We start from the raw sequence: 14,452 nt of genomic DNA, 5'->3' as shown, positions 1-14,452 counted from the left end.
CAGATCGAACACCCGACCGCAAATAGGGTTCAGTTTAACGCGCGGCGGCTTGCCTTGGCAGGCCGCCGCTGCTTTTGGCGCAGCCTCTGACAAGGGGATGATGCCATGCGGGTCTTTTCAGCCATGCTGATACCGCTTCTGCTTACGGTTTCGGCCGCAGCGCAGGATGCCGAAATCACCAACGACACGGCCGTCGCGATCGATGACGAAACCGAAATCGGCGGTGGAATGGCAAGCTATTACGGCGACGAACTTGCCGGCAACCGCACCGCGAGCGGCGAGCGATTCGATCCCGACGAGCTCACCGCTGCGCATCGGTCGCTTCCCTTCGGCAGCATGGTGCGCGTCACCAACACCTCCAACGGCGACAGCGTGATCGTCCGTATCAACGATCGCGGTCCCTTTTCGCATGGTCGGGTGATCGATGTCAGCCACGCTGCAGCGCGCGAAATCGGTATGCACCGCAGCGGTACGGCACGCGTGAAGCTGGCGCTTCTCGACAACGACTGAGCGTGCGCCCTGGGGGCGCCCCCATACCTAATCGAAGACCGACCAGCCCGCCGCATAAGCAAAATGTTCAAGCGCCACGGCGCCCGCAAGCGACGTCCCCGCCTCGTTCAATCCCGGTGACCAGACCGCGATCGAGCCTTGCCCGGGCGCAATGCACAATATCCCGCCGCCGACCCCGCTCTTGCCCGGCAAGCCGACGCGGAACGCGAACTCGCCGCTATTGTCGTAATGGCCGCAGAGCATCATGATCGCGTTGATCCGCCGCGCGCGGTGCGGGTCGAGGAGCTGCTCGCCGGTCAGCGGGTCGCGCCCCTCCATCGCAAGGAACAGCCCGGCGCGCGCCAGCTGGCGGCAAGACATGGCAATTGCGCATTGGCGAAAATAGACCCCGACCACGGTTTCAACGGGATGCTTCAGATTGCCGAACGAGTCCATGAAGTGCGACAGGCTGCGGTTGCGCGCGCCGGTCTCGGATTCGGAGAAGGCAACCTCGAAATCGATTCCAACGCTGTCGTCGCCCGCGCGGGCACGCATGAAATCGACGATCTCGTCAGCGACCGCATCGCCGCTGCGGCCGTCGATCAGCCGGTCGGTGGTCGCGATCGCGCCCGCATTGATGAGCGGGTTGCGCGGGATGCCATGTTCGCTTTCGAGCTGGACGATCGAGTTGAAGGCCGATCCCGACGGTTCGCGTCCGACGCTGTCCCACAGCGAGCTGCCGACACGGCGCAAGGCAAGCGCCAGCGTGAATATTTTCGACACCGACTGGATCGAGAAGGGTTCGTCGGCGTCGCCCGAGGCGTGGACGGTCCCATCGGGCAGCGCGAGCGCGAAACCCAGCTTGTGCGGATCGACCTTTGCCAGCGCCGGAATATAATCGGCGACCCGGCCTTGGCCCAGATGCCCCGCGGCCAGCGTCATCGCCTCGTCGATATGGTTACGAAGATCGTCGGTCATCCCGTCCGCCTACCATAATCGTCGCGCAAAGCATGTATTTTCATTTTTGAAGAAATATTCTATACATCCGAAATCAAGTGCAGCGAATCGGGAGAATGGGACATGGTCGATCATCCACGAGGCAAGGGCCTTTCCAGCGCCGTCAGCTATCAGGACAGCAAGGCGGCATTCCGCTGGCTCGAAGATGCCTTCGGGTTCGAGCCGCTGTTCGTGCTGCTCGACGCCGACGGCAATCTTGCCCATTCGGAAATGGGCTATGGCGATTCGGCGGTGATGATCGGCAATGAATGGTCCGACGATCACAAGAGCCCGAAGTCGATCGGCGGCAAGAATAGCCAATCGGTGCACGTTCAACTTGGCGTCGGTGAGGATATCGACGCGCATTGCGAACGCGCCCGCGCCGCAGGGGCCGACATCATCGCCGAACCCGAAACGCAATTCTACGGCGACCGCAGCTACCGCGCCAAGGATCTGGAGGGCCATATCTGGACCTTTGGCGTAACCGTCGAGGAAAAGACGGCCGAGCAATGGGACGCCGAGGGCGGTTTCACGACGAAGACGCGGCTCGACGATTGAGCACCGCGATCGACCGCACGCTCGCCGCGCTCGCCGATCCGCATCGGCGGCGCGCGGTCGAACTGCTCGGCCAGCGTCCGCGCAGTGCGGGCGAACTCGCAGGCGAACTCGGCCTCGCAGCGCCCGCGATGAGCCGCCATCTGCGCGCGCTCAAAGCTGGCGGACTCGTCGAGGACAGTCACCCCGCCTTCGACGCGCGCGTGCGCATCTATTCGCTGAAGGACGGGGCAACGGCGGACTTGAAGCAGTGGCTCGCCGAGACCGAGGCACTGTGGACGCACCAGCTCGCGGCGTTCAAGGCGCATGTCGAGACCGGCGCATGAACGCTGCGGTGATCGTAGCGCTCCGCGTCGGCGTGTCGCCGGACATCGCCTTCACCGCTTTCACACGCGACATCGGCCGCTGGTGGAAGAGCCATCCCTTGTTCCAGCTTTCGCGCGCAGGCGACGGCGCGCTACGCTTCGATCCCGAGGGGCCGGACGGCCGCCTCATGACCCGCTTCGATGATGGCCGGGAGTGGGAGATCGGGGCGGTGCATCACTGGCTTCCGGGCGAACGTCTCGCCTTCGGATGGCGGCTGCCGAACTTTACGGCCGATCAGGCGACCGAGGTCGATGTACGCTTCGAGGCCGTGGGCGACGAGACTCGCGTGACGGTCGAGCATCGCGGGTGGGACAGCATCCCGCAGAAACATGCCGCGCGCCACGGGTTCGAACTCATGCTGTTCCAGCGGCGGTTGGGAGAGCATTGGCGCGGGTTGTTGGAGCATTTCGGAGAGCGGCTTTAGTCACTGGACGGCAGAAAAGCTTGCCCCGCACGATGCGCCGCCCCACCTTCCCACCGATGGACCTCCCCGCCCCTTTCACCGACTGGTTCGCCGCGCGCGGGTGGCGGCTGCGGCGGCATCAGGCCGATATGCTCGCGGCGGGAACGCGTGGCGAGAGCGCGCTCCTCGTCGCTGCAACCGGCGCGGGCAAGACGTTGTCGGGGTTCCTCCCAACCCTCGTCGACCTCACGCAGCACCCGACCGACCGGCTGCATACGCTCTACGTCTCGCCGCTGAAGGCGCTTGCCGCCGATGTCGAGCGCAATTTGCTCGGCCCGATTGCCGACATGGGTCTCGACATCAGCGTCGAAAGCCGCAGCGGCGATACCTCGTCGGACAAGAAAGCGCGCCAGCGCAGCCGGCCACCGAACATTCTGCTGACGACCCCCGAGTCGCTATCGTTGCTGTTGTCCTACCCCGACAGTTTCACCATGTTCGCCGATCTGAAGACGGTGGTGATCGACGAGATCCACGCCTTTGCCCCCGGCAAGCGCGGCGATCTGCTGAGCCTTGCACTCGCACGGCTCCAGCAGATCGCGCCCGGCCTGCGCCGCGTCGGGCTGTCGGCGACGATCGCCGACACCACCGCCTATCGCGGCTGGCTGGCGCCGAATGGCGAGGCCGAAACGGTCACGCTGGTCGAGGGCGAAGCAGGCGCCGACCCCGATATCCAGATATTGCTGCCCGAAGGCGCGGTGCCTTGGGCGGGGCATTCGGGCCGCTGGGCGGTGCATCAGGTAATGGAAGAGGTCGCGAAGAACCGCACGACGATCATTTTCTGCAACACCCGCGGGCTCGCCGAGCTGACCTTTCAGGAACTGTGGAAGGTCAACGACCTCAGCCTGCCGATCGCGATCCACCACGGCAGCCTCGATCGCGAAGCGCGGCTGCGCGCGGAGGCGGCGATGGCCGAGGGGCGATTGCGCGCGCTCGTCGCGACCTCCAGCCTCGACCTCGGGCTCGACTGGGGCAATGTCGACTGCGTGATCCAGATGGGCGCCCCCAAGGGATCTTCGCGCCTGCTCCAGCGCATCGGACGCGCCAACCACCGGCTCGACGAGCCGAGCCGCGCGTTGATCGTGCCCGGTAACCGCTTCGAATATCTCGAAGCGCGCGCCGCGCTCGACGCCGTCGAGGCGGGCGAGCGCGATGCCGACCGCTTCCGCCCCGGCACGCTCGACGTGCTCGCGCAGCATGTGATGGCGCTCGCGTGCGCCGCGCCCTTCAAGGAGGCCGATCTGCTCGCGGAAATCCGGTCCGCGACGCCCTACCATTGGATCGACGCCGGGATATTTACCCGCCTCCTCGGCTTCGTGTGCGACGGCGGCTATGCGCTCAAAAGCTACGACCGCTTTCGCCGGCTCGCCCCCGACGGGCAGGGCGGCTGGCGCATCGCCCACCCAAGGCTCGCGGCGCAGCACCGGCTCAACGCCGGGATCATCGTCGATGCCCCGACGCTCGACGTGCGGTTCAAAAACGGGCGCCGCCTCGGCAGCGTCGAGGAATATTTCGCGAGCACGCTGACAGCGGGCGACACCTTTGCCTTCGCCGGGCTCAGCCTCGAGGTCGAATCGATCCGCGACACCGATCTCTATGTCCGCGCGACGACGCGGCCCGCACGAATCCCGAGCTATATGGGCGCGCGTATGGCGCTGTCGACGCGGCTCGCCGACCGGGTTCGTGGCTTCCTCGCCGATCCGTCGAGCTGGCAGCGCTTCCCCGAGGATGTGCGTTTCTGGCTCGAAATGCAGGCGTTGCGCTCGGTTCTCCCGCGCCCCGGCGAACTGCTCGTCGAGACATTTCCCCACGAGGGGGTGCACTATATGGTGATTTACCCCTTCGAGGGCTGGAACGCCCACCAGTCGCTCGGCATGTTGATCACCAAACGGATGGACCGCGCGGGGCTGCAGCCGCTCGGCTTCGTCGCGTCGGATTATGCACTCGCCATCTGGTCGCTGCGGCCGGTCACCGACCCCGCCGCATTGTTCGATCCCGCGATCCTCGAAGACGAATTCGTCGAATGGGTGGAAAGTTCGCACCTACTGAAACGCGCGTTTCGCGAGGTTGCCGTGATCGGCGGGCTGATCGAACGGCAACATCCGGGCAAGCGCAAGACGGGCAAGCAGGTGACGTTTTCGACCGACCTGATCTTCGATGTCCTGCGCAAATATGAACCCGACCATCTGCTGCTCGAAGCCGCTTGGGCCGACGCGCGCGAGCGGCTGACCGATGTGGCGCGTCTGGGCGATCTGCTCGACCGTGCGGCAGGGACGATGCTCCACCAGCCGCTGCCGCGCGTGAGCCCGCTCGCAATCCCGATTCTGGTGCTGATCGGGCGCGAGAATGTCCCGGCGGCCGATATCGACGATGCCCTGCTCGGCGAGCTGGCGGACAGCCTCGCGGAGAAGGCGATGGGATCCATTTCGGCTGCAAATCAGCCAATATCATCGTCATAGCCGCCGCGACCTGTATCCGGCGTTTTGCTTGCTGCCGGGCCCGATGAGGCGTAGATTGCATCAAAATATACAGAGGATGCCAGCGATGACCCAAGCTTTCCAGCGGTCCGTCCTATTGGCGCTGCTGCTCGCCACCCCCGCGCTGCTCGGTGCAACCCCGGCGCCCGCCGTTCCGTCACCCCTTCCGGTCGCTGCGCCCTCGCCAACCGGCGAAGCCGTTACGCCGCCAGTGGTCGTCGTCCCCTTCATCGAGCCCTTCGACCTCGATGCCTCGCGGCGCATGTCGGTGCAGGTCATGGTCGGAGGCAAAGGCCCCTTCGCCTTCCTTGTCGACACCGGCGCCGAGCGGACAGTCATCGCGCGCGAACTCGCCGAGCGGCTGGGGCTGGCCGAGGGCGCCAAGTTGCGGCTCGCGACGATCGGCGGGTCGACCACGGTGCCGAGCTATCGCGTCGCGGCGCTCCAGATGGCGAAACTGCATCTCGCCTCGGTCGAGGCCCCCGCCTTTTTCGGCCGGCATCTCGGCGCCGCGGGGTTGATCGGCGTCGACATGCTCGAAGAGCGGCGCATTCTGATCGATTTCCGTAAGGAAACCATGCAGATCCTCGAAACGCGCCGGCGAGCTCAACCGATCATACGCGACGACGACGCGATCGTCGTCACCGCGCGCAATTCGGCGGGACGCCTGATTCTCTCCGACGCGCGGCTGAACGGAAAACGCATCGACGTGATTGTCGACACCGGCGCCCAGACGAGCGTCGGCAATATGGCGCTGCAAAAGCTGGTCGCGAGCACGCGCGCCAACCGCTATCCCTTTACCTCGACGATCCTCGATGCGGTGACCGGCGAAGCGGTGCCCGCGACGCAGACCGCGATCAAACGGATCGTGATCAACGGAATGGACGTCAACAATCTCCCCATCAGCTTTGCCGACGGCCAGGCGTTTCGCGCGCTGGGATTGAACGACCGGCCCGCGCTGCTGCTCGGGATGGACAGCCTGTCGCTGTTCGACCGTGTCGAGATCGATTTCCCGAACAAGCGCGTCGTCTTCGATCTGCCCGACGGGGCGAGCCGCGAGGCGGGCCAACGCTTTGCCGCAAACACGGCCCAGCGCGGCACCTAGAACGCTTGCAGGCCGCATGCGGCGCCTGCATAGCGGCGCCATGTCCGCCGCGCCGACCTTTGCCTTCGCCGGCCAGCTGTTCCAGATGCTGGCCGACCGGGCGCTGTTCTGGCCGCGCCATCGTGCACTGATCGTCGCCGACCTGCACCTCGAAAAGGCAAGCTGGTACGCCGCGCTCGGCCAGCATTTGCCGCCCTATGACAGCCATGACACGCTCGACCGGCTCGCCGCGCTTGCGGCCGAAACGCGAGCGCGTGCAATCTGGTGCCTCGGCGACAGCTTCCACGATCGAGACGCCGTCGATCGCATCGCTCCCGCCGTTGCCGATCGGCTGCTCGCGCAGTCGGCGTCGGCAAAACTGCTGTGGATCGCGGGCAATCATGACGGACTCACCGGCGGCGCATGGGGCGGCGAGGTCGCCGACGAACTGGTCGTCGACGGCATCGTCTTTCGTCACCAAAGCCAAAGCCGTGAAACACGGCCGGAGATCTCGGGCCATTTTCACCCGAAACTACGCTTCAACATTCGCGGCCGCCATGTGGCGCGGCCCTGTTTTGCGGGCGATGAGCGGCGTTTGATTCTACCTGCTTTTGGTAGCCTGACCGGCGGGCTTGCGGCCGAAGATCCCGTGATCGCAGAAAATTTTGACGGTCCTTACGAGGCCATGCTTGTCGCGCGGGGCCGCAGGCTCTGCTTCCCCTGTCCCGGCCGCACGCCCGATGACGCTACGGCAAGCCGCGCAGTCGCTGCGGACTAGCGCCCAACCCGCACCGAACAGGCGCTTTTCTGCCTGTGACCCAAAAGCATCACCGCGCCAAAAACGACGCAAATACGTGGCCCACGCTAGATTGGTCGCGCAATTGAGTTATGTTCCGCGGGCAACAAAAATAATGAAATATTGAGAGGAGTGCCCGATATGAAATCATCTTCCCTTCGTGCTGCCCGTTTTCTTCGAACGAGCGCGCTTGGCGTCTCGATCGCCATGGCGGCGGTCTCCGCTCCCGCCTTTGCACAGGATGCCCCGGCCGACACCGCGACCGATGACAGCGGCAACACGCCCATCATCGTGACCGCGCAGGGCCGCGCCCAGGTCCTGTCCGACGTGCCGGTCGCTATCTCGGCCGTCAGCGCCGAAACGCTGCAGAACAGCGGCGCGAACGACATTCGCCAGCTGAACCAGCTCGCCCCGTCGCTGCTTGTCTCGTCGACCGGATCGGAAGCCAATGGCTCGGCGCGTATCCGCGGTATCGGCACCGTCGGCGACAATCCCGGCCTCGAAAGCTCGGTCCCCGTGTTCATCGACGGCGTCTATCGCTCGCGGTCGGGTATCGGCCTCAACGAACTGGGCGAAATCGATCGCATCGAAGTGCAGCGCGGCCCGCAAGGGACGCTCGGCGGCCGCAACTCGTCGGCCGGCCTGATCAGCATCTATTCGAAAAAGCCCGATTTCCAGTTCGGCGCCACGGGTGAGCTCACCTATGGCAATTACGACTATTGGCGCCTCGGCGGCAGCGTCACCGGACCGATTAGCGACACGCTCGCCGCGCGCATCGACGGCGTCTGGGTAAAGCGCGACGGCTTCCTGCGCGATACGAACAACAAGCGCGACATCAACAATCGCGACCGCTATTTCGTGCGCGGCCAGTTGCTGTTCGAGCCGACCGACGCCCTGTCGGTGCGCCTGATCGCGGACTATACGTCGCGCGACGAGGAGTGCTGCGGCGCGACCTATGTCAGCCCGACGGTCAATCCCACGATCGGCAATCTCAACACGCCGAGCAGCCCGGGCGCGGGGGCGACCGCGACGAGCAACAACATCATCAATGTGCTGCGCGACCTCGGCCAGCCGCTCGCGGCATTCAACCAGGGCTATAGCCGTGACATTTCGGTGACTCCCGGCCGCAGCTTTGCCGGCAAGACCAAGGATTACGGCTTCTCGGGCCAGATCGACTATGATCTGGGCAGCGCCAAGCTGACTTCGATCACCGGCTACCGCGAATATCGGTCGAGCCAGGCCGGCGACGTGGACTATGGCACGGTCGATATCCTCTATCGCGCCGACAGCAAGGATGCCTATCGCCAGTTCCACACCTTTACGCAGGAACTGCGACTGCAGGGCGAGGCCTTTGACGGCAAGCTCGACTGGCTGGTCGGCGGTTTCTACGCTAACGAAAAGCTGACCGTCCGCGACAATCTGCGCTTCGGCAAGCAATATGGCCGCTTCGCGGCGTGTCGCCTGATTACCGGCACGGCGCTCGCGGGCCTCTATTCGCCGACCAACCCGTCGTGTGTCATTCCCGGCGTGGGTCAGGCGACGCTCGCGGGCGCGACCGGCGCGTCGGGCCCGGACATCGTCGCAGCCCTAACCGCGCTCGACGGTATCAGCGACAAGGGCAGCATCAACGACCGCTATTTCCAGAAAGATACCAACTGGGCGCTGTTCACCCACAATATCTTCCACATCACCGACAAGCTCGATTTCACCTTTGGCGTCCGTTACACCAACGACAAGAAGAAGTTCTCGGCCACCTTCACCAACGACAACACGGCCTGCACGACCGTTCAGGGCCTTGTTCTCAACGACCTGACGACCACGACTGCCGGTACGCCGACCCAGAACGCCACCGCGCGCGCGCTGGCCGGTGCCCTCATCGGGCTTGCCTGTCAGGGCAATTCGACCGCCGAGTTGAACAATGTGTCGATCAAAGACAAGCGCAGCGAGGATGAATTTACCGGCACCGCGATTCTGTCGTACAAGCCGCTCGACGACCTGATGGTCTATGCGAGCTATTCGCGCGGGTACAAGGCGGGCGGCTTCAACCTCGACCGCTCGGCGCTGAAATCGCCGATCCTGCCGTTTGCGGCAACCGCGGGCGGCGCGCAGGGGCTGGTCGGCAACCTGCAGTTTGATCCCGAAACCGTGCAGAGTTATGAACTGGGTGCCAAATATTCGAATGGTCCGTTCAGCGCCGGCCTGACCTTCTTCCGGTCGGATTTTTCGAGCTTCCAGCTGAACACGTTCAACGGCACCGTCTTCCTGGTGCAGAATGTCAACGGGTGCGACAGCAGCCTGAGTGGCGGCGACCGCGACCAGAGCAAGTTTACCGGCGTGCCCAATTACAACGCGGCGGCGGCAACCACGGGAGCGTGCGCAAAGGACGATGTCAGCTATGGCGTACGGACCGAAGGTTTCGAACTCGAAGCCTCGCTGGTTCCGGCGCGCAGCTTCCGCATGACCGCGGGGCTGACCTATGCGAAAACGAAATATCGTAACAATCTGGTCGGCAATGATTCGGGCGCCCCGCTCGATCAGGCGCTTCGTCTGCTGCCGGGCAACAATCTGTCGAACGCGCCCGAACTGGTCGCAACCGGCAGCGTCGCCTGGACCCCCGACATCGGCAGCAGCGGACTGACCGGCCTCGTCTATATCGATGGCCGCATGACCAGCGATTACAACACCGGTTCGGACCTGTTCCCGCAAAAGGCGCAGGACGGTTATGCGCTGTTCAACGCCCGCATCGGCATTCGCGGTCCCGACGAGAAATGGGGTATCGAATTCTGGGGCCAGAATATCTTCAACAAGCAATATGCCCAGGTTGCCTTCAACTCGCCGTTCCAGGAAGGCGCGACGTCGACGACCACCGCCTTTGCCGACCCGCAATATCCGGGCGGCCGCCAGATCTTCTCGCAGTTCCTTGCCGAACCGCGGACCTATGGCGTGACCCTGCGCGGCAAGTTCTGATCGCGTAAGAAATGATGGGAACCGCCCGCTCGCTTCGGTGAGCGGGCGGTTTCTTTTTGTCTCTGACGACGGAGCCGGCTGGTGCCGCGCCCACGTCAGTGAACCGGGTTAACGCGCCCGCGCTGCCTGATGCGCAATGTCGGTGATGAGCTTGCGGAACAGCACGCCGCCCGCCGTGCCCGACGATTTGAGCGCGCGCTCGCAATCGAGCAGACGGCTCATCAGCCGCGCGATCCGCACCGAATCCCAGATATGGAGCTGCGCCGTCACCGCATCGCGCTCCTTCCAGAAAATGCCGCTGGTGCGCGCCGACACCACGGTTGCGGGGTGGGCGCCGCCGTCGACCTCGGCGCGCAGACGCGCGAGCGCCATCGCGCGGATCGCGAGCGCACGGATGATCCGGATTTCGGCGACACCGACCGCCGCCGCCTTGGCCAGCATCGCGGGAAGATCGCGCACTTTGCCGCCGAGCGCGACATTGATGCACTCGCTGACATCTTCCTCATGCGTCGCGGCGCCAAGCGCGGCGATATCAGCGGCGGTCACTTGCCGCTGGCGATCCGGACCGGCGTCGAGATAGAGCGCCATCTTCTCGATCTCGCGCCGCATCAGCGCCTGATCGCCCGACACAAGGTCGACAAGCAACTGGGCATCGGCGTTGGCGAACCGCAGCCCTTGCTCCTCGGCTGCCGACATCGCGATGCCGACCAGTGCGCGCCGGTCGGGCTGGTAGCAAATTGCAGCGACGGCATGATCGGAGCCTTCGACCAGCTTGACGAGTTTCGATTTGGCGGTGACCGACGCGCCGGTCGCGACCACCGGATTGATCGCGGTTTCGGCGGCGAGCAAGGCCTCTACCGCGGCGAGGCTGTCATCGCCGCTGCCGGCAAGTTCGAGCCGGATCACCCGCGCGGACGAAAAGAGCGACATCGATGCGGCTTCGGCCGCGAGCAGCGACGGGTCTTGCGAAAGCTGGGACCCCGTCAGGTCGAGCCGTTCGGCATCCTTGCCGGCGAGGCGGGTCAGATGGCTCGCAACGGCCTCCATCGTCGCCTCGTCGGGGCCGGTGAGGAGCGTGAAACGAACCGCAGGGTCGAGGCGCGAGAGGCGTTCGAGGTCGGCGGGCTTGACCGTTTTCATCGCCGCTATGGTGTTGGGGCGGGTGTCGCCGGCGCAGGCAGCTGACCGCCGCCACGGTCGGCATAGACCGCGAGCCGCGAGACGATCTGGTCGGCGACCGCAGAGGCGAGCCGTTCGAGCGCCGAGCTTTCGGCGGCGATCGTCGCATATTCGCTGCCCACAACGTCGATCCCGGCGTCCGAAAAGGCCGTCGCATCGAGCACCACTTCGCCGCTCGCGGCATCGACAAGCTGGTAGCGCGCGCGCAAGGTGCGCCGCTCGCGCGTCACCGCATCATCGGCGCGGACGCCAAAACCGGTGATCGAATCCTCGAGCCGGACGTCGAGGCGAAGCCGCTTGCCTGCGCCATGTCCGCCCTGTGTCGCCTGAAGCCGGTCGCGCAGCGCATTGCGGACGAGCCAGCCCGAATGCCCCTCGATCGGCGCGACATCGACGTCGGCGAGTATCTGCGCCACCGCCCCCTTGCTGCCATTTGCGTACAAGGGACGCAGTCCGCAGCCGCCGAGCATCAGCGAAGCGGCGACAAGCGAGGAGGTCAGGACAATACGCATCAGGGAACGATATTCACCAAACGGTCGGGGACCACAATCACCTTCTTTGGCGCGGCGCCGCCGAGCAGCTCGACGATCCGCGGGCGCGCGAGCGCCGCGGCTTCCACTGTTTCCTTGTCGAGGCCTTTGGCGAGCGTCATCGTATCGCGCAGCTTACCCGCCATCTGGATGGCGATTGTCACTTCGTCATCGACGAGCAGTGCCGGATCGGCGGCGGGCCACGCCGCATCGGCGATCATCGCGGTGGTACGCTGGCTCGCCGGAAGTGCAGTCCAGGCTTCCTCGGCGAGATGCGGCATCATCGGCGCGACGAGGAGGATGAGCGTGCGACACGCCTCGGCACGCGTGGCCGAGGCTTTCGCTTTCTCGATCTCGTTCGCGAGGGCGTGAATCTTCGCAACCGCTTTGTTGAAACCCAGCGCCTCGACATCGATCGCCACGCCGACGATCGTCTGGTGCAGCTTGCGCGCGAGTGCTTTGTCTTCGGCCCCGTCACCGACATTTTCGGTGTCGCCGAACAGGCGCCACAGGCGCTGGACGAAGCGCCACGCGCCCTCGATGCCCGCCTCGCTCCACGGCAGATCGCGCTCGGGAGGACTGTCGGACAGCATGAACCAGCGCACCGCGTCGGCGCCATATTGGTCGAGGATGGCGTCGGGATCGACGACATTCTTCTTCGACTTCGACATCTTGATCACGCGGCCGACATCGACCGGCGCCCCGTCGGACGTCAGCGTCGCCCCGTCGGCCGTCCGCACAATTTCGTCGGGGGTGAAGAAAAGCGATGCATGGCCTTCACCCTGCGAGCGGCTGTAGGTTTCGTGCGTCACCATCCCCTGCGTGAACAGGCTCGCAAAGGGCTCGGCGATGTCGATCATGCCCATATGCTTGAGCGCGCGCGTCCAGAAGCGCGCGTAGAGCAGATGGAGAATCGCATGCTCGATGCCGCCGATATATTGATCGACGGGCAGCCAGCGGCGGATCACTTCGGGATCGAAGGGCTTGTCCGACGGCGAACTCGCGAAACGCAGGAAATACCACGACGAATCGACGAAGGTATCGAGCGTGTCGGTCTCGCGCACCGCTTCGCCACCGCACGACGGACAACGCACATGTTTCCACGTCGGATGGCGATCGAGCGGATTGCCGGGAACCGAGAAGTCGACATCCTCGGGCAGGACGACCGGGAGCTGGCTCTTGGGAACCGGCACCGTGCCGCACGCGTCGCAATGGATGAAGGGGATCGGCGTGCCCCAATAGCGCTGGCGCGAGACGCCCCAGTCGCGCAGGCGCCACACGGTGGTGCCCTTGCCCCAGCCTTCATGCTCGGCGCGCGTGATCACCGCAGCCTTCGCTTCGTCGATTGTCATACCATCGAGGAAATGGCTGTTCACCAGCTTGCCGGCGCCGGTATAGGCCTCGTCGCCGGTGAAATGCTGTGCGATGTGGTCGCCGTCGGCGATCACGCGGTGGACGGGCAGTTCGTATTTGCGCGCGAAATCAAGGTCGCGCTGATCGTGCGCAGGACAGCCGAAAATCGCGCCGGTACCATAGTCCATCAGCACATAATTCACGACCCAGACGGGCATATGCCAGTCGGGATCGAGCGGATGCTCGACCGACAGACCGGTATCGAAGCCCAGCTTTTCGGCCGTTTCGAGCTGCTCTGCCGACGTCCCCTGCCGACGGCATTCGGCGATGAACGCGGTCAGCTCGGGGGAATCCTTCGCCAGCCGCTCGGCGAGCGGATGGTCGGGCGAGATCGCCGCAAAGCTTGCGCCGAACAAGGTGTCGGGGCGCGTCGTGAACACGTCGAAACCGACCGCGCCGCCCGCGAGCTTGAATGAAAATTCCAGCCCCTGCGACTTGCCGATCCAGTTTTCCTGCATCAACCGGACCTTGTCGGGCCAGCTCTCGAGGCTGCCGAGTCCTTCGAGCAGTTCCTCGGCGAAGTCGGTGATCTTGAGGAACCACTGCGACAGCTTTTTCTTCTCGACGAGCGCGCCCGAGCGCCAGCCGCGGCCGTCGATCACCTGCTCGTTGGCGAGCACGGTCATGTCGACGGGGTCCCAATTGACGTAGCTGTGCTTGCGCGTGACAAGCCCTGCAGCAAACAGGTCGAGGAACAGTGCCTGTTCCTGCCCGTAATAATCGGGTTCGCAGGTCGCGAGTTCGCGGCTCCAGTCGATCGCAAGGCCGAGCCGCTTCAGCTGGCCGCGCATCGACGCAATATTGTCGCGCGTCCAACCGCCCGGGTGGACGCCCTTTTCCATCGCGGCATTTTCGGCAGGCATACCGAACGCATCCCAACCCATGGGGTGGAGAACGTCGTGCCCCGTCATCCGCTTGAAGCGCGCGAGCACGTCGCCCATCGCATAGTTGCGGACATGTCCCATATGGATGCGCCCCGAGGGATAGGGGAACATCTCGAGGATATAGGCCTTGGGCCGGTCAGGTTCGTCAGCGCCGCCCGTCTCGTTGGTGGCAAAGCTGTTCGCCGCCTCCCACGCCGCTTGCCAGCGGGCGTCGGCGGCGAGGGCGCCAAAGCGCGGTTCGCGGGTCATTCTTGGT

At 64.8% G+C, this 14,452-nt stretch carries 12 protein-coding genes; 8 read left to right on the top strand and 4 right to left on the bottom strand.

Features of this window, described 5'->3' with window-relative positions; genetic code table 11:
* Positions 1-123 precede the first annotated feature (123 nt).
* On the top strand, positions 124-510 hold the full coding sequence (locus tag AC07NV_RS07670; protein ID WP_495165727.1) for a septal ring lytic transglycosylase RlpA family protein: 387 nt from the start codon (positions 124-126) through the stop codon (positions 508-510).
* A 27-nt stretch (positions 511-537) separates the two neighbouring features.
* On the opposite strand, the gene AC07NV_RS07665 is transcribed toward AC07NV_RS07670, so the two are convergent.
* Entirely contained in the window at positions 538-1,467 is a 930-nt protein-coding gene (locus tag AC07NV_RS07665) for a glutaminase (RefSeq protein ID WP_495165726.1), read from the bottom strand.
* A gap of 102 nt (positions 1,468-1,569) precedes the next feature.
* Between AC07NV_RS07665 and AC07NV_RS07660 the strand changes: the two genes are divergently transcribed.
* From AC07NV_RS07660 to AC07NV_RS07630, 7 genes are all read left to right on the top strand, one after another.
* Positions 1,570-2,043, top strand: coding sequence for a VOC family protein (locus tag AC07NV_RS07660; RefSeq protein WP_495165725.1), 474 nt, complete (start codon positions 1,570-1,572; stop codon positions 2,041-2,043).
* Positions 2,040-2,366 carry an ArsR/SmtB family transcription factor gene (locus AC07NV_RS07655; RefSeq protein ID WP_495165724.1) on the top strand — a complete coding sequence of 109 codons (327 nt, stop codon included), beginning with the start codon at positions 2,040-2,042 and terminating at the stop codon, positions 2,364-2,366. Before AC07NV_RS07660 ends, AC07NV_RS07655 begins: the two co-directional genes overlap by 4 nt.
* Complete coding sequence (locus AC07NV_RS07650) at positions 2,363-2,830, top strand: SRPBCC domain-containing protein (protein ID WP_495165723.1); 468 nt, start codon at positions 2,363-2,365, stop codon at positions 2,828-2,830. The genes AC07NV_RS07655 and AC07NV_RS07650 overlap by 4 nt, the downstream gene beginning before the upstream one ends.
* 56 nt (positions 2,831-2,886) lie before the next feature.
* Entirely contained in the window at positions 2,887-5,325 is a 2,439-nt protein-coding gene (locus AC07NV_RS07645; protein ID WP_495165722.1) for a ligase-associated DNA damage response DEXH box helicase, read from the top strand.
* A gap of 85 nt (positions 5,326-5,410) precedes the next feature.
* Complete coding sequence (locus AC07NV_RS07640; RefSeq protein ID WP_495165721.1) at positions 5,411-6,448, top strand: retroviral-like aspartic protease family protein; 1,038 nt, start codon at positions 5,411-5,413, stop codon at positions 6,446-6,448.
* Between the two features lie 16 nt (positions 6,449-6,464).
* Positions 6,465-7,205, top strand: a complete 741-nt coding sequence (gene pdeM / locus AC07NV_RS07635) for a ligase-associated DNA damage response endonuclease PdeM (protein WP_495165720.1) — start codon at positions 6,465-6,467, stop codon at positions 7,203-7,205.
* Between the two features lie 159 nt (positions 7,206-7,364).
* Complete coding sequence (locus AC07NV_RS07630; protein ID WP_495165719.1) at positions 7,365-10,190, top strand: TonB-dependent receptor; 2,826 nt, start codon at positions 7,365-7,367, stop codon at positions 10,188-10,190.
* Positions 10,191-10,298: 108 nt separating this feature from the next.
* On the opposite strand, the gene holA is transcribed toward AC07NV_RS07630, so the two are convergent.
* Genes holA through leuS form a run of 3 tightly spaced genes read right to left on the bottom strand, consistent with a single transcriptional unit; the run spans position 10,299 to position 14,445 of the window.
* Entirely contained in the window at positions 10,299-11,330 is a 1,032-nt protein-coding gene (gene holA, locus AC07NV_RS07625) for a DNA polymerase III subunit delta (RefSeq protein WP_495165718.1), read from the bottom strand.
* Between the two features lie 5 nt (positions 11,331-11,335).
* On the bottom strand, positions 11,336-11,881 hold the full coding sequence (gene lptE / locus AC07NV_RS07620; RefSeq protein ID WP_495165717.1) for an LPS assembly lipoprotein LptE: 546 nt from the start codon (positions 11,879-11,881) through the stop codon (positions 11,336-11,338).
* Positions 11,881-14,445 (bottom strand): leucine--tRNA ligase, encoded by a 2,565-nt coding sequence (gene leuS, locus AC07NV_RS07615; RefSeq protein WP_495165716.1) that lies wholly within the window; start codon positions 14,443-14,445, stop codon positions 11,881-11,883. Before leuS ends, lptE begins: the two co-directional genes overlap by 1 nt.
* Between the last annotated feature and the right edge of the window lie 7 nt (positions 14,446-14,452).

It is taken from the genome of Sphingopyxis sp. GW821-FHT10B01, assembly GCF_059415685.1.
The sequence above is the reverse complement of the archived record's forward strand: the minus strand, read 5'-3'. Positions and strand labels throughout refer to the sequence as shown.